The 18,178-nt window shown below is 44.9% G+C and carries 15 protein-coding genes; all 15 read right to left on the bottom strand.

Annotated features, from left to right (window positions below; genetic code table 11):
* Positions 1-686: 686 nt before the first annotated feature.
* Positions 687-1,544, bottom strand: coding sequence for a tetratricopeptide repeat protein (locus ACNKW2_RS04750; protein ID WP_419147503.1), 858 nt, complete (start codon positions 1,542-1,544; stop codon positions 687-689).
* A gap of 78 nt (positions 1,545-1,622) precedes the next feature.
* The gene (locus ACNKW2_RS04745) at positions 1,623-3,548 is read right to left on the bottom strand and encodes a DNA topoisomerase III (RefSeq protein ID WP_419147502.1); all 1,926 of its coding nucleotides are present in this window, start codon (positions 3,546-3,548) and stop codon (positions 1,623-1,625) included.
* Positions 3,549-3,652: 104 nt separating this feature from the next.
* Complete coding sequence (locus tag ACNKW2_RS04740; RefSeq protein WP_419147501.1) at positions 3,653-5,770, bottom strand: methyl-accepting chemotaxis protein; 2,118 nt, start codon at positions 5,768-5,770, stop codon at positions 3,653-3,655.
* 170 nt (positions 5,771-5,940) lie between these two features.
* Positions 5,941-6,267: a Na+/H+ antiporter subunit G gene (locus ACNKW2_RS04735; protein ID WP_419147500.1), complete on the bottom strand. Its 327-nt coding sequence runs from the start codon at positions 6,265-6,267 to the stop codon at positions 5,941-5,943.
* Positions 6,268-6,275: 8 nt separating this feature from the next.
* Positions 6,276-6,545, bottom strand: a complete 270-nt coding sequence (locus ACNKW2_RS04730; RefSeq protein WP_336567059.1) for a K+/H+ antiporter subunit F — start codon at positions 6,543-6,545, stop codon at positions 6,276-6,278.
* Positions 6,539-7,075, bottom strand: coding sequence for a Na+/H+ antiporter subunit E (locus ACNKW2_RS04725; protein ID WP_419147499.1), 537 nt, complete (start codon positions 7,073-7,075; stop codon positions 6,539-6,541). Before ACNKW2_RS04725 ends, ACNKW2_RS04730 begins: the two co-directional genes overlap by 7 nt.
* Positions 7,076-8,590 (bottom strand): monovalent cation/H+ antiporter subunit D, encoded by a 1,515-nt coding sequence (locus tag ACNKW2_RS04720; RefSeq protein ID WP_419147498.1) that lies wholly within the window; start codon positions 8,588-8,590, stop codon positions 7,076-7,078.
* Positions 8,587-8,928, bottom strand: a complete 342-nt coding sequence (locus ACNKW2_RS04715) for a Na+/H+ antiporter subunit C (RefSeq protein ID WP_336567062.1) — start codon at positions 8,926-8,928, stop codon at positions 8,587-8,589. The genes ACNKW2_RS04720 and ACNKW2_RS04715 overlap by 4 nt, the downstream gene beginning before the upstream one ends.
* A complete protein-coding gene (locus ACNKW2_RS04710; protein ID WP_419147497.1) occupies positions 8,928-11,720 on the bottom strand; it encodes a monovalent cation/H+ antiporter subunit A in 2,793 nt (930 codons plus the stop codon). The genes ACNKW2_RS04715 and ACNKW2_RS04710 overlap by 1 nt, the downstream gene beginning before the upstream one ends.
* A 202-nt stretch (positions 11,721-11,922) precedes the next feature.
* Positions 11,923-13,044, bottom strand: a complete 1,122-nt coding sequence (locus ACNKW2_RS04705; protein WP_419147496.1) for a hypothetical protein — start codon at positions 13,042-13,044, stop codon at positions 11,923-11,925.
* Positions 13,025-13,915 (bottom strand): lipoprotein NlpI, encoded by an 891-nt coding sequence (gene nlpI, locus ACNKW2_RS04700; RefSeq protein WP_419147495.1) that lies wholly within the window; start codon positions 13,913-13,915, stop codon positions 13,025-13,027. The genes ACNKW2_RS04705 and nlpI overlap by 20 nt, the downstream gene beginning before the upstream one ends.
* A 156-nt stretch (positions 13,916-14,071) precedes the next feature.
* Entirely contained in the window at positions 14,072-16,183 is a 2,112-nt protein-coding gene (gene pnp / locus ACNKW2_RS04695) for a polyribonucleotide nucleotidyltransferase (RefSeq protein WP_419147494.1), read from the bottom strand.
* Between the two features lie 223 nt (positions 16,184-16,406).
* Positions 16,407-16,676, bottom strand: coding sequence for a 30S ribosomal protein S15 (gene rpsO, locus ACNKW2_RS04690; RefSeq protein ID WP_010370825.1), 270 nt, complete (start codon positions 16,674-16,676; stop codon positions 16,407-16,409).
* Between the two features lie 110 nt (positions 16,677-16,786).
* Complete coding sequence (gene truB / locus ACNKW2_RS04685; RefSeq protein ID WP_419147493.1) at positions 16,787-17,731, bottom strand: tRNA pseudouridine(55) synthase TruB; 945 nt, start codon at positions 17,729-17,731, stop codon at positions 16,787-16,789.
* Positions 17,731-18,135, bottom strand: a complete 405-nt coding sequence (rbfA, locus tag ACNKW2_RS04680) for a 30S ribosome-binding factor RbfA (protein WP_336567072.1) — start codon at positions 18,133-18,135, stop codon at positions 17,731-17,733. The genes truB and rbfA overlap by 1 nt, the downstream gene beginning before the upstream one ends.
* Between the last annotated feature and the right edge of the window lie 43 nt (positions 18,136-18,178).

The raw sequence follows: 18,178 nt of genomic DNA, 5'->3' as shown, positions 1-18,178 counted from the left end.
CTGCCGCCAGCGTTCAATCTGAGCCATGATCAAACTCTTCAATTAAAAGTTTTTTTGAAACCGAAGTTTCGTGCTCAATGAATTCTGAATTTTGATATCTTTCGATATCGAATTGACTGTGCTGAAACAAGTAAACTTGTTTCCGTTGGTCACTCACTTTCCATTTAAGGAAAAAACATTGAGACTCTAAATTTGTTTGCGTCCCTACTTATTCAAAAAGAACGAAGTAGTTCTGCTGTTAGAACTCAATCTGTACGAGTGCCCACACAGATGATTGCTTTAAATTGTTAAAGAACGTTGCGATGTTTTCATCGCGTCAGGGCTGCGCATTCTACGCTTTCCTGATTTGTTGTCAACGCTTAATTTGCCTTTCTTTTTAGAGCAACAAATTCAGTCTTATTTGACTCCACCGTTACGTTGCTACGTTGCTTTTCAGCGCTGTGCTCCGTGTCGGTGGATGCGCATTATAGGGAGAATCGATTTCAGTGCAAGCGTTTTTTTTAAAAAACTAGATAAAACCAGCTGTTCGAACAGAAAACACACAAAACACCTCAAAAACCACCTAAATGCAATATTTTCTTCATTAAACTGTCACCTGAATCGGTGAAAGGATCCTAAGTATCGATCAATTTCGGCAAGATGCAAGATACAAGTGAAGAAATTTTCACCTGTATCTTTAATAGCAATTAATATAGCAAGCTGTAAAGCTTACGACGATATGAAGAAGCCACACTATCGCCTTCTGGTAATGATGCTATGACGTCCAAATAGTCTTTTTTCGCATCAGCAAAAGCCATGTCTTTTTTTAAAACGGTTAATAGAGTGGCTAATGCATCTTCTTTTTTACCAACATCTAATTGTGCTTGAGCTAATTCATAACGCAATGTTAATGAGCTTGGCTCTGCTGCTACGGCTTGTTCTAAGCGCTTTATCTCTGGAGAATCTTGAGCTTCTTGTGCTTGTGTCAGTTTTGCAGCAAGATTGTGGTAATACGGGTCGCGTTGTTCTTCAGCAACAGACTCTAATAGTGCACTAGCCTCATCAAACTTTTGGATTTGCATACAAATATCTGCAAACACGAGTTTTACTCGAGTGTTTTCACGGTCGATGTCATAGGCTTTTTTGGCGCTTGCAAAGGCGTTATTGAGATCCCCTTCACTGAGGTATTGCTTTGCTTGATCAAGTAAAACAAGCTCAGGCGATGGCAAATGGCTAGATAACGCTTCCTTTATCTCTTCCTCAGTTTTCGCACCAGAAAGCATATCTACCGGTGCTCCCCCTTTTAAAATCACTAAAGTAGGTAAAGCCTGTAAACCAATTTGTTGAGCCAGTTGAGATGCCAATGCTTGCTGTACGTCACAATCTACTACGCCAACTAATAGATGTTCTGGGTAAGCTGATGCAAGCTTATCGAGTATTTGATCTTGTTGCAGGCACTCTGGGTTTTGATTACTAAAAAAAGATAACAGAATTACCTTATCGGAATTAGGTTCGCCTAATACTTGTTGGATATTTTCCGGCGTTAAAAGAACTTTGTTACTCATCTTGCTCATCTACACTTGGTGAATTATACGGTTGATATAGTGTCTTGATTGTATTTTACAACCAACCACAAAAAAGATTTATACCATTTTGCTTGGTTTTTTGGTTTTACTTCGCCAACTTTTTCCTTTTCTACGGCCGTTGTATTTCGGCACAGGGATCCCTTTTAATGCAGCTGTATTAATTGATTGCGACTCTGCGATAAAGCCCTGTAGTTCATCGATGAGAGGCTGCATAAATTGCAGATAAGAGGTTTCCTGCTGTGCGATTTTACTGAGTAATGACTCCCAAAGCGCGGTTCTATCTGGCAGTGACAGTGAACTGGGCAAGGTGTTGATAAATGCGCAGCCCAGTTCCGTTGCCAAAACCGTTTTGCCCGAACGTTTTAAAAACCCTCTTTTAAAGAGTAACTCTAAAATCCCTGCTCGAGTTGCTTCCGTACCTAGACCGTCGGTTTCTTTCAGTACCTTTTTAACCTTGGGGTCAGTAACAAAGCGAGCTATCCCCGTCATTGCACCAAGTAATGTCGCCTCAGTGTAGTGCTTAGGCGGCTGAGTGTGCTTTTCCCTCACTTCTCCTTGTTCGCAGACGAGCTGCTCGGCAACCGTTAACTCTGGCAGCAAAGTTTCTTTATCCAAGTCGGGACGCTGAAAGAGAACCTTAAAGCCCTGTTCAGTCACCTGTTTCGCTTGCGCTCGAAAAGTACCGCCACCAATTTCCAGAGCAGCTTTGGTCTCATTATAACGATAAGGATGATAAAACTGCGCTAAATACTGAATTGCTATTAATTGATAGATTTGCACTTCGCGATGGCCTAATTGTGCCGATTTTAATTTTTTGGTCGTGGGAATAATCGCTTGGTGCGCTTCTACCTTATTATCATTCCAGCAATATCCTTTTATTTGCATGTCCGCCATGTCGGCTTGTTGCTGCGAGATCCCTTGATTATGCAGTGCTGCAGCAACGACATCATGTCTTTGCTGATAATGCTCTTTGGGTAAATAACGATTATCTGAACGTGGATAAGTAATTAGCTTATGCTTCTCATATAGGCTTTGGCAAACATCAAGGACTTGCTGAGCTGACATACCAAAGCGTTTGTTGGCGTCTATTTGTAACGCCGATAAGTTATAGGGTAATGGCGGATTTTGCTTTTTTGGTTTGGTCTCTACAGCTTGTACTATGGCTTGTTGCGCAGTTATACGTTGTGCGACGTTTTCAGCTAACCCTTTAACTAGCACTCTGCCTTCTTCATCCATGTATGGCTGGCATGCTTCGCTTGGTTGCCATTTCGCTTCAAAAGTTCCCCAGTTGGGTTTCACAACGTGAGCAATCACTTCGTAAAATGGTTTGGACACAAAGTTCGCAATTTCTTGATCTCTTCTGACCACTAACCCTAATACTGGAGTTTGTACTCGTCCTACAGATAATACCGTTTTAACACCCGCTTTTTGTCCGGCCAGCGTAAACGCACGAGTTAGATTAAGTCCAAACAGCCAGTCCGCTCTAGCACGTGCCAGTGCTGATACACTTAGAGGCACAAACTCTTTATTAGAACGTGTTGAAGCCAGTGCTTTTTTAACTGCTTGGGGGTTAAGGTCACTAATTAATAAACGACGAATGGCCGCTTTTTTGTGCTTTGCCAACTTAACGTATTCAAAAACTTCGTCAACCAGTAGCTGGCCTTCTCTGTCTGGATCGCCTGCATGAAACACTTCTTCGGCTTGGCTAAGCAGTTTTTTTAATACGTTGAGCTGTTTTTTGGTTTTACTCTTTGCTTTAAACTGCCATTGCTCGGGTATGATGGGAAGGTCTTGTAATTGCCACTTTTTAAAGCGCGCATCGTAATCTTCAGGCTCAGCTTGCTCCAGTAAATGACCAATACACCAAGAAACCACATCGCCATTGGCCACCTCAATATAACCATCATGCTTTTTATGTGGTTTTGGTAATACATCTGCAATGGCTCTGCCTAAGGAAGGTTTTTCGGCAATGTAGAGTTTCATCGGACATCCAACTGTTTATTTATACAGTTATGATAGACAAATTTACCTCAGAACTCTAGGGGGAAAGATGAGTAAGGAGAGGCCAGCGCCTCTCCCGAAGTAGATTACTGAGTTTTCAATAGATTCAGTTTCTTATGTTTTTGCTCCACAATTTCAGTCATTGAGCTTGCGGCTTGCTCAACTTCATCGGCAAATTGCGATAGCTCAGCCGCGGCATCCGAAATCCCCGTGGTGTTGGTGTTGATCTCCTCGGTTACCATGCTTTGCTCTTCTGCTGCGGTGGCAATTTGGGTGACTTCATTGGAAATACTGGTCAGCTCACCCACTAAGGTACTCATTAACTTGGCAGAGTCTTGACAGTAACTCACTGCGTTTTCGCCCAAGTCAACGGAACTTTCAATAATGCGGCTGGAGTTAGCCACCTCACTTTGTAAATTATCGATCAATTTGCTGATGTCGTCGGTAGAGGCTTGCGTTTTTGACGCTAAAGCTCTTACTTCATCTGCAACTACAGCAAAACCCCGGCCTTGCTCTCCTGCTCTTGCAGCCTCAATAGCGGCATTCAGCGCAAGCAAATTGGTCTGCTCGGCAATGGCTCGGATCACCTCGAGGATTTTAGAAATGTCATCGCTGCGCTCAGATACCTTCATCACCGCTTGTTTAGCATCGATAACTTGATCTGCCATGGACTGCACCGTTTCCGTGGTCTTGATAATACTTTGTTCACTTTGCTGAACCTGATCTGCAGCCTGATTAGTACTTGCAGCCGCTTTTTCCGATGCCCTTGCCACCTCTGAAGCGGTAGCACTAAGCTCATTAATTGCTGTTACGACGCTGTCAATTTCTAAGTGTTGATTTGCCACTTTATTTTTGATGTTAATCGCAGCCTCTGTAGTCTTATGCGATTGTTCATAAGAGGACTCAGCTAACCCCTTTAAGTCATCAATCATGGTTCTTAATTTATCAGTAAAACGATTAAAACCTTGCGATAGTGCAATCAACTCAGCATGATGACTGACTTCAAGCTCATGGGTCAGATCCCCCTCGCTGGAAGCCAAGTTTTCTACCCGCTGCTGGATGTGAGTCAGTGGGCTAATAATGGTGTTAACCAAGATCACTGCAATCACCACCCCAATGATGGCGATCACCACACCTATGGTCAGCATCCAACGACCTACAGAGTCTGTTGAAGCTTCCAACTGTTGTTTTAATTGTGTAGCACTGCTTAGAGCGACCGATTTTGGCAGTTCAATAATCAGTGACCAGGTGGTATTGGCAAGGGTAATATCAATGGGCACAGCGACGACGAGATCGTCGCCAAGCTCTTTGATGCCTTTATCTGCATGTAGTGTTTTTAATGTCTCAGCACGAGATGCTGACATGGACTCTGACACCGGACGTGCAAGTTTATCGTAATGACTCGAGCCTACTACAAGTCCCATATCACTTAATAGTGTCACCTTAGCCGCGCCAGAATACAGTGACTCAGAAAGCTCTTCCACCATCGACTGAAATATCGGTAAGTTGACATCAACGCCAACTAGGCCCTTAAACTGCCGGTTAACCACTACCGGAACGGTCAAAGAAGTCATCAGCATTTCATTACCTGGGGTAATTTCGTACAGGTAGGGCTCCATAATACAAGGAGCGACCTTATCTCTTGCACAGAGATACCACTCAGCCTCTCTAAGACCAAACTCATTAATGGCATCAGCGTATTTTTCTTCGGCCGTTTCAACTTTCTGCTGCACCACACCACTGGCTTCTTGAGTAAAATACAGCTCTAAAGAACCTGCACCAGGAACTGAATGGGAGCTGCCAGCAGTAAACTCATTGTCTTTGCCATCGTAGCCATTGGCCTCAAATTGCGCGTATATTGAAGACACCAATTGGTTTTGTTGCAGCGCCCCTCTCACCAGCTCTTCCACTTGCTCCCGCGCTAAGGGCTGCTGCTTTGCAGTGTGAGAAAGCATACCAGCTAAAGTATAGGGCACCCGATAAGCTTCATTGATGAACGCGGCAACGCGCTGGCCATACTGGTTACCTTTGGCAACTAGACCGGAAGAAATTTCTTCATAAATGGCGGCTTGAACCCCGTTGCTTTGTCGCTCATTTTCTTTCGCTAGGTGCATCCACATGGTAATGACTAGGATCAATACCAAGCTACTCACCAAAGCTATAACAAAAAACAACAGTTTATTTCTGATAGACGCTCTTTTCATAACATTCCTAGTTGACATATTTTACTACACAATATGCAGCCTTGTTGTATAAACAAGGCGAATCTAATTAAATGTAGCAAACAATCCCAGTAACGCACTGAAATTATTGCTACACCCAATCATTTTCCTAGAAAAAAGTTATAGATTTGCGTCAAAAGTAGTAGTAATGCCTATTTTTTGATTTTCTCTTTTCCAGAGGTTTTCTCATTGCTAGGCAGGCGATGATGAATAGCAGATTTAATCAGCATATAACCAGAAATTGGCGCCGTTAATAATAAAAAGATTGAAATAAGAATCTCTTTAACACTGACACCCTCGGTTGTGGTGCTGAAGTACACCATTGCAGAAGTCAGTAAACAAGCCATCCCTAATGTGGTTGCTTTGGTTGGACCATGTAAGCGCATAAAAAAGTCTGGCATCTTAACCAAGCCAATAGAGCCTATCAGCACAAAGCAACCACCTAGTAACAATAGAATTGATATAATCCACTCTGACATCATGCCCCCTACTCGATGATATCGCCACGTAGCAAGTATTTACACACTGCTACCGTGCTTACAAAACCTAGCATGGCAATAAGCAATGCGGCTTCAAAATACAGCGCTGTGCCCATGTTCATACCGTACAAAATAATCAGCGCTATGGTGTTAATGTACATCGTGTCCAATGCCAAAATGCGGTCTGGTATTGATGGCCCCACTACTAGACGCCAGAGGTTTAGCAACAAAGAAACCCCGATCATGGCAAACACGATTAGTATAACGGTCTCTAACATTCAAAAATCTCCTTCAGCGGCGTCTCGTAGCGAGATTTAATCGTATCAATGAGTGCTTGCTCATCTTGCATATCTAATACATGGATTAACAGGTATTTTCGCCCTGCTTCTTCATCATCGGCTACTGACTCTGGCCATGGATATACTTCAGCACTCACAGTCCCAGGCGTCAAAGATACCGTGCTGGCTAAAATCGTAATTGGCATGGCCTGGTCAATATCCAGCGGCACCAAAACAAATCCTGGTTGCAGCTTTTTCGACGGCCCTAATATTTTAAAAGCCACCTCAATGTTCGCGGTAATGATATCGTACAGCACCAGAAAAAGGTGCGTAATTGCTCGCCAAGGGTGAATGATTAACGGCTGCTTGGTACGAAAGCGGTACGTGATCAAAGGAATGATAATGGCCAACAGCGTGGCCAAAATAAGGTGCCCCACAGACACGCTGTTATTGAGTAGCAACCAAACCGTGAACAAGAGTAAACTGCGAAATGGCGTTGGTAGCCAAGAAAACTTTGCTTCTAAACGCATTTATTTTGCTCCTTTTAGCACGGCATGAGTAATACCAGTAAAGTCATGCAACGAACCCGCAGCATTTTGCGCATACTCAGTCAGTGCTCCAGCAAAAATAACCATCAGTGGCGCACAAGCGACCAAGGTCAATACGGCAATCAACTGAGTAGGATGAACTTTTTCACTGGCGTTGGTTTCGGCTTTACCGGTATGGTGCCAGAAAACGGTGCTCCCCGCTTTGGAAACACTCACCAAGATGGCTAAGCTGGCAATTAAATATACGCCCCAAAACCAATAGGTATAGTTCGCTGCAACCGTAGATTGTAAAATCCATACTTTGCCTACAAACCCAGATAACGGCGGCATGCCAATCACGGCAATGGCGGCAATGGCAAACGGTATACCAAGCAGCATTGGTTGCGCCACCGGGCGACCTGCGGTGATCCTATCCGCTACTTTACCACGCTGAGTGCCGATTAAATCGGCTAACAAAAATAACGCCGCAGAAACCAAGGTGGAATGCACAAGGTAATAAATAGCAGCGGCACTGCTGTCCACCGTTTGTACCGCAACCAGTGCAACCAAGGTACCTACCGATACCACCACTAAATTTGCTGCTAACTTACGTAAGTCTTGGCTCGCTAGTACCCCAATGGCCCCCATCACTATGGTTGCAATGGCCAACCACCATAGCCATTGTTGTGCCATATGGCTAAGCTCTCCGGCTTCATCACCAAACACTAAGGTGTAAACCCGCATCATGGAATAGACACCCACTTTAGTCATAATCGCAAACAAGGCAGCAACTACAGGTAAGGCAGTGGCATAAGTATTTGGTAACCACAGGTGCAATGGCAATAAAGCGCCCTTCAAGGCGAATACCACTAATAATAACAAGCCACCAATTTTAGCCAGGTAAACATCATCGCCTTGTAACAAGGTAATTTTTTGTGCCATGTCAGCAATATTCAGTGTCCCAAGCACCCCATACATAATCCCTAAAGCAATTAAGAACACTGACGAACCAACTAGATTAAGGATCACGTATTGTAGCGAGGCTCTGGTATTGTGCTTGTCGCCGCCGTGCATTAACAAGGCATAAGAGGCGATAAGTAACACCTCGAAAAACACGAATAAGTTAAAGGCGTCACCCGTTAAAAAGGCGCCGTTCACTCCCATCATTAAAAAATGTACCAATGGATGGAAGAAGCTGCCCTTTTCATCATCTCCGGCACAACTGTACAGGACACAGACAAACCCGAGTAATGCCGTCAAGCTTACCAACAGTGTTGACAATTGATCCGCCACTAAAACAATCCCAAAAGGCGCTTGCCAATTACCGATGGCATACACCTGAATGCCACTTTGCTGTACATTCAGCAGTAAACCAATACAGGCCGCAAAGGTGATAAGCGACATTAGTACAGATACCTTACGGCGTATTGCTAACTTTTTACCGCAAGGAGGCATTAGCAGGATAACTCCCGCCAACATCGGAAGTAATACAGGTAATGAAGTCAGATGCTGGATCATGCCTTATCCTTCTTTTCAGGGACAATACCGTTGACATGGTCATTACCCAAGTCAGAGCGACCACGAATGGCAAGGATCACCACGAATGCGGTCATCGCAAAACCGATAACAATCGCAGTTAACACTAACGCCTGCGGTAAAGGGTCGGCGTAGTCGTTACTAAAACCCAATACTGCGGCTTTATTTAAGGTTAATCTGCCGGACGCGAATAGGAATAAATTCACCGCGTAAGACAACATAGTGAGGCCTAACACAACCGGAAAAGTTCGCGCACGTAATATTAAAAAAACCCCGCAGGCCACTAATATGCCTACGCAAGATGCATACAATAATTCCATTAAATATTTACCTCTTCTTTTGGCGCATTGGCGGTCACTTTGCCCAAACTTGCCAAGATCATTAGCGTTGCTCCAACCACGGTAATATAGACCCCAAGGTCAAAGGCAATAGCACTCGCTAACTCAGTTTTTCCTACCAACGGAATATCAAAATAATCAAACCAAGAAGTTAAAAAGGGTCTATCAAAGAACCAACTTCCTACACCTGTCGCCAAGGCTATCGCAATACCGGTGGCAATGATCTTACGGTAATTGACATTAAAGCGCTCTGCTATCCAGTTTGAGCCGTGAGCAATGTACTGCAATATAAAGGCGATGGCCGTCACTAAGCCTGCGATAAAGCCACCACCTGGGAGGTTATGACCACGCAAGAAGATGTAGACCGAAACCAACAGCGCCAGTGGCAGTAAGCTTTGCGAAATACTTGCCAATAACAGCGGATAGCGCTCTTTTGCCCAAGGTCTGCCTTCACTGTCACTGCCTGGCATAAACAGTGGTAAATTAATCAATAGTTTATAAATTCCCAATGCCGCAATACCCAGCACTGTGATTTCGCCTAGGGTATCGAAACCCCGAAAATCGACCAGGATAACATTCACCACATTGGTACCACCGCCGCCGATTTTAGCGTTGGCAACAAAGAACTCAGAAATACTGTCTAGTGGACGCGTGATTAGAGCATAACTAATGCTGCCAACAATCACCCCAATCGCCGAGGCGATACCCATGTCCCGCAGCACACGAATAGAGCTAGACTCTTTTGGCGTTCGCTGTGGTAAGAAGAACAAGGCCAGCATCAATAAGATGATGGTCACCACCTCAACCGTCAATTGAGTTAACGCTAAGTCAGGCGCAGAGAAACGGGTAAAGGCCACGGATACCATTAGGCCCACAACGGAGATCATCAATAGCGCCACCATGCGGCTGCGGTGCCAAATCACGGTGCCAACTGCACCTATCATTAATAGCCCAGCCCCAATGGCGTTGTGGACATCAATAGGAGTGGGTTCCATGTTGCCAACCAGTTGCGACATTTCAAATAATGGCCAACCGGCGCTGATCAGCACCACAATAAACATCAACATCAAGTAGCGCTGCAATGAACCGTTTTCAATCGCTCTAATCCGTGCGCGGCTCCACGACACAATGTTATACATAGTGCGTTCAAAGGTTTTCTTGGCATTAAGCGGAGGCAGCGATGCCTGAAATTGAAACAGGTATCTGCGCTGAGTATAAATAAACAAACCACCGCACACGGCCAAACCACTCATCAACAGAGGAAGGTTAAAGCCATGCCAAATGGCGATTTTGTACTCTGGTGCTTCCCCGCCAAGCACGGCTGCCGATGCGGCAAACAAAATACCGTCGACCACAAAGTTTGGAAACATCCCTACAACTAAACACAGCGCTACCAAGATTTCGATTGGTACGCGCATGTATCTGGGCGCTTCATGAGGGGTTTTGGGCAAATCGATGGGATCGCCATTGAAAAACACATCGTGAATAAAGCGCGCAGAGTAAGCGACAGAAAATGCCCCTGCTATGGTCGCAAGTATTGGGATTAGCCAAGACATTGAGCCCAGTAACTGTTGGTGCAGGGTTTCGGCAAAGAACATTTCTTTGGATAAGAAACCATTGAGTAACGGTACCCCTGCCATTGCTGAAGCCGCCACCATGGCTAACGTGGCGGTGTAAGGCATAAAACGCCACATGCCATTAAGCTTACGCATGTCACGTGTGCCCGTTTCATGATCGATAATACCGGTGGCCATAAACAGCGAGGCTTTAAAGGTGGCGTGATTAATAATGTGGAAAATCGCCGCAACCGTTGCCAACTCTGTGTCTAGACCCAGCAGTAAGGTGATCAGGCCCAAATGGCTAATCGTGGAAAAGGCCAGTAACCCTTTCAAGTCGTGTTTGAACAGTGCGATGTAAGCACCGACTAACAAGGTAGCAAGGCCCGTTAAGCCCACTAAAATAAACCACAGCTCGGTTCCCGCCAAGGCCGGATAAAAACGCGCTAACAGGAAGATACCCGCTTTTACCATAGTGGCAGAGTGTAAGTAGGCACTTACAGGCGTTGGTGCTGCCATGGCGTGCGGTAGCCAGAAATGGAATGGGAATTGCGCGGACTTGGTAAATGCCCCTAACAGGATAAGCACTAGGGTTACTTCGTACCATGCATGGGCTTGGATAATATCACGACTGGCTAAGATGACATCGAGGTTATAGCTGCCAACAATATCACCTAATAACATTAGCCCTGCAAGCAGAGCCAAACCACCACCACCGGTGATAGCCAAGGCCATTTTGGCGCCTTTACGGGCTTCTGACTTATGCCACCAATAGCTAATAAGCAAAAAGGAACTAATGCTGGTAAGCTCCCAGAATAACCACAACTGCAAAACATTATTCGACATCACAATACCGAGCATGGCGGTCATAAACAGCATTAGATATGAGTAGAGTTTTGGCATCGAGTCGTTGGGGCTTAAGTAGTATCTGGCATAAAATATCACCAGCATACCAATTCCCAAGATCATAAAGACAAACAATAGCGCTAAGCCATCGAGTCGAAAAGCAACATCGATATCCAGAAGCGGGATCCACTCGAGCGTTGCTCGAATTGTCTCACCCGCAAATACCGCTGGCGCAAGGTCAACGGCTAATAGAATTGCCACTGCTGGCGCTACTAAGGTTAAAGCAGTCGACTGGTTACGAGAGAGTTTTCCCGTGAATGCGCTGAGTAGACTGCCAATTAAGGATAGCAAGGGTATCCAAAATAAAGTCATAGAGTAAACCTTTTATTTGCGTCGTTATGGCTCGTTTTGGTTAAGGTGATGATGCCCTTCCCATCTGGAGCATTAAGTACACTTTTACCACACGTACATGTTTCTTGTTATACTTGATTAGTGTTTGAGTTGTCTAGAGTTTCACATCCTAGCTGATTATATTTTAGACAACCTTAACAAACTATTCAGATTAAGTTCAAAACTATTCAGCTGAATTAACGCGACTTAGAGGTGAAGAGGAAGCTAAGTTCAGTGCAGCCAGCCACAGTTCTCGGTATTTTTCACTTAGCTTAATCGATTGATATTCCAACAAAGAGTACCCTTTTTGTGGCTTAAATGACGCCAGTTTACCGTGCTTGCAAGTACGGCTAGGCACCCAGTTGTATGGGGCGTGTTCACCAACGTAAAGATTTGGTGCCTTATAGCCTGATTTTGCACAAAGCCATTTTGCTTTTGCCGGCGCAACGGGGTACTCATCCTCAAAACCACTGAAATGCATAAGCTCGTGGATAAGCACACTGTAGTTACTGGTGTGAGCCAGTGTCATCTGCTGCCCAACCACGTTGGCATGCCCTTTTGCAGCCATCAGCACAGTATAATCAAAACTCTCAACAATGGACGATGCAGCTAAGCGACACTTTGCAAACCTGTCTTTCTCAGCACAGTTTAGCCGCTTAGCCGCATAAATTGGTTTAGATAAGCAATACACACCCGCTTGCGGTTCAGGCTGTTGCTCAAACGCCACTTTAAGCTGTTGTAATTGCCGCAGCCCCTTTAAGTCAGAAGCAATTAACGCGATATGATAACGACAGTGATGGGTCGGTTTGCTCACTTCATCAAGCAGCTGGTACTGGTCTAGCTCCTTATGACGTGGCAATTTTACCACCTTATTAGCTTGTGCCAGCTGGGTAAAAGCCTGATGGCTTTGAGGCACACCACCGAGTTTTTTTACCTCTGCCAACAGCCGCCATTGCGAAGTCTGTAAAAGCAGCTCTGCCAGCTGATGGCGCTGCTGTTGATTGAGCTTGTGCCACCGCGTTAGTAACAGGGACTTTCTTCGCTGCTGGGGAGCACTGCCCAATGCCCGCCTTAGCTGCTCAAATTGCCAATTAATTAAGGGCAGCTGGGCTAATGCCCGTACTAAAGAGTGACTTGCCTGTGCAGGCGTAACAGTAAGATGAGACGCCATCTGAAAATAAAGGTGTGGCGACTTTACCAGCCAGCGCTGCAAAGTCGCACTTGAAAGGTGGCTATAGTTCGAGCTGCTGCTCGTTAAAGCCAGCAACAACAACACACAGAGGGTTTTAACCGGCGTCGCGCTCATTATTCTGTTGAGTCAGTAAGTCTAACTCTAGCCGTGCGTACTTGTGCTCCACAAACTCAAACACATTGGTGGCTAAGGCTAATTTAAAATAACTGATTGCGGCATTGTCATCGCCTTGGGCTTGGTAGCGTTTGGCAATATAAAAGTAAGCTTCGCAGAGTCGCTCTGCATATTCTTGTTGACTGCTAACGCCGCGGCCTATTTGATTTAAAAACTGGGTTTCACTGAGCTTACCTAAATAGTAGTCAATTAGCTGCGATGACCATTCATTAGGGTTTAATGCTAAACTATTTTTTTGTAGTTGTTTCTTTGCGGCTTCAGGGTCTAGCTTAGAATGCGCTAGGTATAACCACATAGCACGGTAGGCATCTTGTGGTGAGCGCGCTAGAAACACTTCAAAGTCCTTTACCGCTAAGCTTGGGCGTTTTCCATAATACAAGGCAATGCCACGATTTAGAAAGGCATATTCATGTTCATCATCAAGCTCTAATACAGCATCAAACATTTCGTAAGCACGGCCATAGTTTTGTTCTAACGTTTGGTGAATGCCAAGAAAGTTATAGACTTCGGCTAAATCGGGTTTGAGCTTTACGGCACGATTAAAATCAATGCGTGCTAGGGTAGAAAGCCCAGTTGAGTCATACAGCATGCCGCGATTATAAAATAGCTGTGCACGTTGGTCGTTATCAATATCGGGCTGCAACAATAGCTCTGTGTATCGAGCAATAGCGATTTCATTGCGAAAATTTGCTTGCAGCGGAACCGCCAGCGGCACATTTAACACTTGCTTACTGCTTGTTTTAGGCTCGGTACTGTTACATCCCATCAGGCCCACAAACAACAATAACACCACAATTTTCGCTAACTTCATTTCCTTCCTCATACTACTAAGCTTAAGCATGTCTTAGTTACCATACGCTAGTCTGCGCAAAGTCGCCATCAAATGGGATAACTGATCTTCGGCATTTAAACATAAAAAAAGGGGCTATACAGCCCCTTTCTCGATGTTGTTAGTCTGTGGTGCTAATTATTCAGCACTCTCAGTCTTTTTTTCTTGAGCTTCTTTGATGCTCAAGCGAACACGGCCTTGGCGGTCCACTTCTAGTACTTTAACTTTTACTTCTTGACCTACAGATAGGTGGTCCGACACGTTATTTACGCGCTCATCACTGATCTGTGAGATGTGAACTAGACCATCTTTTCCAGGTAATACGTTTACAAAGGCACCGAAGTCAACGATACGGATAACCTTACCGGTGTAAAGTGTACCTACTTCCAGCTCAGCAGTAAGTGCTTCAATACGAGAAATCGCGTCTTTAGCGCTGTTACCATTGGTGGCAGCAATCTTAATTGTGCCGTCGTCTTCAATTTCAATGGTAGTGTCTGTTTCTTCAGTTAGCTGACGAATAGTAGCGCCACCTTTACCAATCACTTCCGCGATTTTCTTCGCAGGGATCTTCATGGTGTAAATACGTGGTGCGAACTCAGATAGTTCTTCAGAAGGTGAAGCAATTGCTTGGTCCATCACACCTAGAATGTGAAGACGAGCAGCTTTTGCCTGACGCAATGCGATTTGCATGATCTCTTTGGTGATACCTTCAATCTTGATATCCATCTGTAGCGCTGTTACGCCGTCAGCAGTACCCGCTACTTTAAAGTCCATATCACCAAGGTGGTCTTCGTCACCTAGGATGTCAGAAAGAACAACAAAGTCGTCGCCTTCTTTAACTAGACCCATTGCGATACCAGCCACTGAAGCTTTAACAGGTACACCTGCGTTCATTAGCGCAAGTGATGTACCACATACCGACGCCATTGAAGATGAACCGTTTGATTCTGTGATTTCTGATACCACACGTACTGAGTACGGGAATTCTGCCAGTGTTGGCATTACCGCAGCAATACCACGCTTAGCTAGGTTACCGTGACCAATTTCACGACGCTTAGGTGAGCCAACAAAACCTGTTTCACCGACACAGAACGGAGGGAAGTTGTAGTGCAACATAAAGTGGTGCTTATGAGTACCGGTTAGGTTATCCATCATTTGCGCATCACGTTCTGTACCTAGAGTCGCTGTTACTAGCGCCTGCGTCTCACCACGAGTAAAGATTGCAGAGCCGTGCGTACGCGGAAGTACACCGGTCATCACGTCAAGAGCACGAACCATGTCTGGTTCACGACCGTCAATGCGTTTTTCACCAGCGATGATGCGACTACGAACAATTTTCTTCTCTAGTGAGCTAAACTCTTTTCCAACCACTTGGTCGTCAAGAGACTCTTCTTCACTAAGCTCAGCAGATAGCTTTTCAATAACCTCTGCTTTTGCTTCAGAAAGCGCTTCTTTACGTGCAACTTTGTCAGTGATTAAGTAAGCATCACCGATTTTTTGCTCAGCAATTGCCGCGACTTTTTCAGCAAGAGTCAGATCTTTTTCAGGTGCAGTCCAATCCCAAGCTGGCTTGCCTGCTTCAGCACTGAACTCTTCGATTGCTTTGATGATCGACTGAGATTGCTCATGACCATATACAACTGCGCCTAGCATTTCTTCTTCAGAAAGCACTTCTGCTTCAGACTCAACCATAAGTACTGCGTTTTCAGTACCCGCAACAACCAAGTCAAGCTTGCTGGTTTCAAGCTCTTTCAAGGTTGGGTTGATGACATACTGGCCATCCACATAACCAACGCGTGCAGCGCCGATTGGGCCATTAAATGGAATACCAGAAATAGCTAGTGCTGCTGAAGTACCAATTAGTGCAACGATGTCTGGTTGTACTTCTGGATCAACTGAAACAACCGTGGCAATCACCTGAACTTCGTTTACAAAGCCTTCAGGGAATAATGGACGGATTGGGCGGTCAATCAGACGCGCTGTTAATGTTTCGCCATCTGAAGGACGACCTTCACGTTTTAAGAAGCCACCCGGGATACGGCCCGCAGCATACATTTTCTCTACATAGTTAACCGTTAGCGGGAAGAAGTCTTGGCCAGGAGCCGCTTCTCTTTTGCCTACTACGGTTACTAGCACTGATGTATCACCAATGCTCGCTAGTACTGCGCCGTCAGCTTGACGTGCGATAGCACCTGTTTCTAGAGTCACTGTGTGTTGACCTAGTTGAAATTCTTTAATAATTGCTTGCACAATATTTTCCTTACTTAATTGTTTTCAACGCCAACAGGGACCAATTACAGTCTTAAATAAACTCAATCAATTTATTTAAGCACTACAATTGGTAAACCAATTGACGCTGGTTTAAACCTATTTTTAAACCGTTGTCAGTATACTGATAGAATAGCGACAAAAAAAGGGGCTAATTAGCCCCTTTTTTGCTGTTGGATAATTTTCCAACAAGAAATCAAAAATATTAGCGACGTAGGCCAAGCTCTTTGATTAGTGCAGCATAACGGTCAACGCTCTTGCCTTTTAGGTAGTCAAGAAGGTTACGACGTTGGCTAACTTTACGTAGCAGACCACGACGTGAGTGGAAGTCTTGCTTGTGGTTAGCGAAGTGACCTTGTAGCTTGTTGATGTCAGCAGTTAGAAGTGCAACTTGTACTTCTGGTGAACCAGTATCACCTTCTGCGCGAGCGAACTTTGCTACGATTTCTGCTTTTTCTTGGTTGCTTAGTGACATAATAACTCCAAAATAAATTTAAGTAATGCTCCAGCCGATCACTAATTCAGCCAAAGCGGAAGCTGGCGGATTATATCAGTATTCTCCACCAATGCATAGTATAATCGTGATTAGGATCCCGGCTGCGCCGACGATAATGCTCGTTTAGCTTTGAGTAGCCCCTGAGGGTTACGTTCACCAATCCCCACAAACTGACCTGCCGCCACTACTTTCACAATGCCCTCAGGCAAGTTTTCCACGGCGACGGTTTGGCCATGACCAAAAGCAATGCCTTGCTGTTGGTTGATCTCTACCACAGGGAGATCGACCAATGCCGTATCCATTGGTAACAATAAGCTGTCTAAATACGTCGACGGCGCTACTTCTTCGGTTTTGGCTTTATCAAGCAGCTGCTCAAGCTCTGCCAAGGTCACCATTTTATCACTAGGATAATGACCCACTTCGCTACGGTGCAACATAATAACGTGGGCACCACAGCCAAGCTTTTCGCCTAAGTCATCGACAATGGTACGAATGTAAGTGCCCTTTGATACGTGCACTGTCATTTGTATTTGCTGACTGGCCTCATCGTATTCGTCTAAAGTAATGCTATAAACATTAATCTTGCGACATTTACGCGGTACTTCAATGCCCTCGCGAGCATACTTATATAAAGGTTGCCCCTGATACTTTAATGCCGAGTACATTGACGGGTATTGATCGGACTCGCCTAAAAAGCTCGCTACTTCACGCTCTAACTGGTCGTTACTAATATCCACAGGACGAGTCTCGACAATCTCACCATCGGAGTCCGAGGTCGTGGTACGCTCCCCCAATTGTGCTCTAACCACATACGTTTTATCGGTATCAAGCAAAAACTGAGTAAACTTAGTCGCTTCACCAAAGCAAATGGGTAACATTCCCGTCGCCAGTGGATCTAAAGCTCCTGTGTGTCCTGCTTTTTGAGCAAAATAAATGCCTTTTGCCTGTTGCAGCGCCTTATTAGAAGAAATACCTTGCGGCTTATGTAACAATAAAATGCCGTCAACAGCACGGCCTTTACTACGCCGAGCCATTAGTCTTCCTCTTGATCTTTGCCTTCGGACTCCGGACCACGCTTAGCATTGTCTTCTTTAATCACAGAATCGACTAAGTTAGAAATGCGCATGCCTTCCATCAGTGAATTATCAATCACAAACTTAAGCTCTGGCATGATACGGGCGCGAATACGCTTACCCAGCAACGAACGGATATACCCCGTTGCTTCATTTAAAATAGCCGCACTTTGTTTGGTTTTGTCTTCATCGCTGGTATTTAATACCGTGATAAACACCTTTGCATAAGACAGGTCACGAGATACCTCAACCGCAGAAACAGTCACCATGCCCAATCTTGGGTCTTTAATTTCGCGCTGTAAAATCACCGCAATTTCTTTTTGAATTTGCTGTGCTACACGATCTGTACGAGAAAATTCTCTCATTTTCACCACTTAAAAGTTAACAATCTATGAGATCACAAATGGG

The sequence above is a fragment of the Pseudoalteromonas 'SMAR' genome (genome assembly GCF_048515945.1).
Taxonomy (GTDB): Bacteria; Pseudomonadota; Gammaproteobacteria; order Enterobacterales; family Alteromonadaceae; genus Pseudoalteromonas.
This window is presented reverse-complemented; position numbering and strand designations above follow the sequence as displayed.

Excerpts from the sequence above, each read along its gene's own strand:
- ACNKW2_RS04750 (WP_419147503.1), bottom strand. The coding sequence starts at position 1,544 with ATGAGTAACAAAGTTCTTTTAACGCCGGAAAATATCCAACAAGTATTA.
- ACNKW2_RS04745 (WP_419147502.1), bottom strand. The coding sequence starts at position 3,548 with ATGAAACTCTACATTGCCGAAAAACCTTCCTTAGGCAGAGCCATTGCA.
- ACNKW2_RS04740 (WP_419147501.1), bottom strand. The coding sequence starts at position 5,770 with ATGAAAAGAGCGTCTATCAGAAATAAACTGTTGTTTTTTGTTATAGCT.
- ACNKW2_RS04735 (WP_419147500.1), bottom strand. The coding sequence starts at position 6,267 with ATGTCAGAGTGGATTATATCAATTCTATTGTTACTAGGTGGTTGCTTT.
- ACNKW2_RS04730 (WP_336567059.1), bottom strand. The coding sequence starts at position 6,545 with ATGTTAGAGACCGTTATACTAATCGTGTTTGCCATGATCGGGGTTTCT.
- ACNKW2_RS04725 (WP_419147499.1), bottom strand. The coding sequence starts at position 7,075 with ATGCGTTTAGAAGCAAAGTTTTCTTGGCTACCAACGCCATTTCGCAGT.
- ACNKW2_RS04720 (WP_419147498.1), bottom strand. The coding sequence starts at position 8,590 with ATGATCCAGCATCTGACTTCATTACCTGTATTACTTCCGATGTTGGCG.
- ACNKW2_RS04715 (WP_336567062.1), bottom strand. The coding sequence starts at position 8,928 with ATGGAATTATTGTATGCATCTTGCGTAGGCATATTAGTGGCCTGCGGG.
- ACNKW2_RS04710 (WP_419147497.1), bottom strand. The coding sequence starts at position 11,720 with ATGACTTTATTTTGGATACCCTTGCTATCCTTAATTGGCAGTCTACTC.
- ACNKW2_RS04705 (WP_419147496.1), bottom strand. The coding sequence starts at position 13,044 with ATGAGCGCGACGCCGGTTAAAACCCTCTGTGTGTTGTTGTTGCTGGCT.
- nlpI (WP_419147495.1), bottom strand. The coding sequence starts at position 13,915 with ATGAAGTTAGCGAAAATTGTGGTGTTATTGTTGTTTGTGGGCCTGATG.
- rpsO (WP_010370825.1), bottom strand. The coding sequence starts at position 16,676 with ATGTCACTAAGCAACCAAGAAAAAGCAGAAATCGTAGCAAAGTTCGCT.
- truB (WP_419147493.1), bottom strand. The coding sequence starts at position 17,731 with ATGGCTCGGCGTAGTAAAGGCCGTGCTGTTGACGGCATTTTATTGTTA.
- rbfA (WP_336567072.1), bottom strand. The coding sequence starts at position 18,135 with ATGAGAGAATTTTCTCGTACAGATCGTGTAGCACAGCAAATTCAAAAA.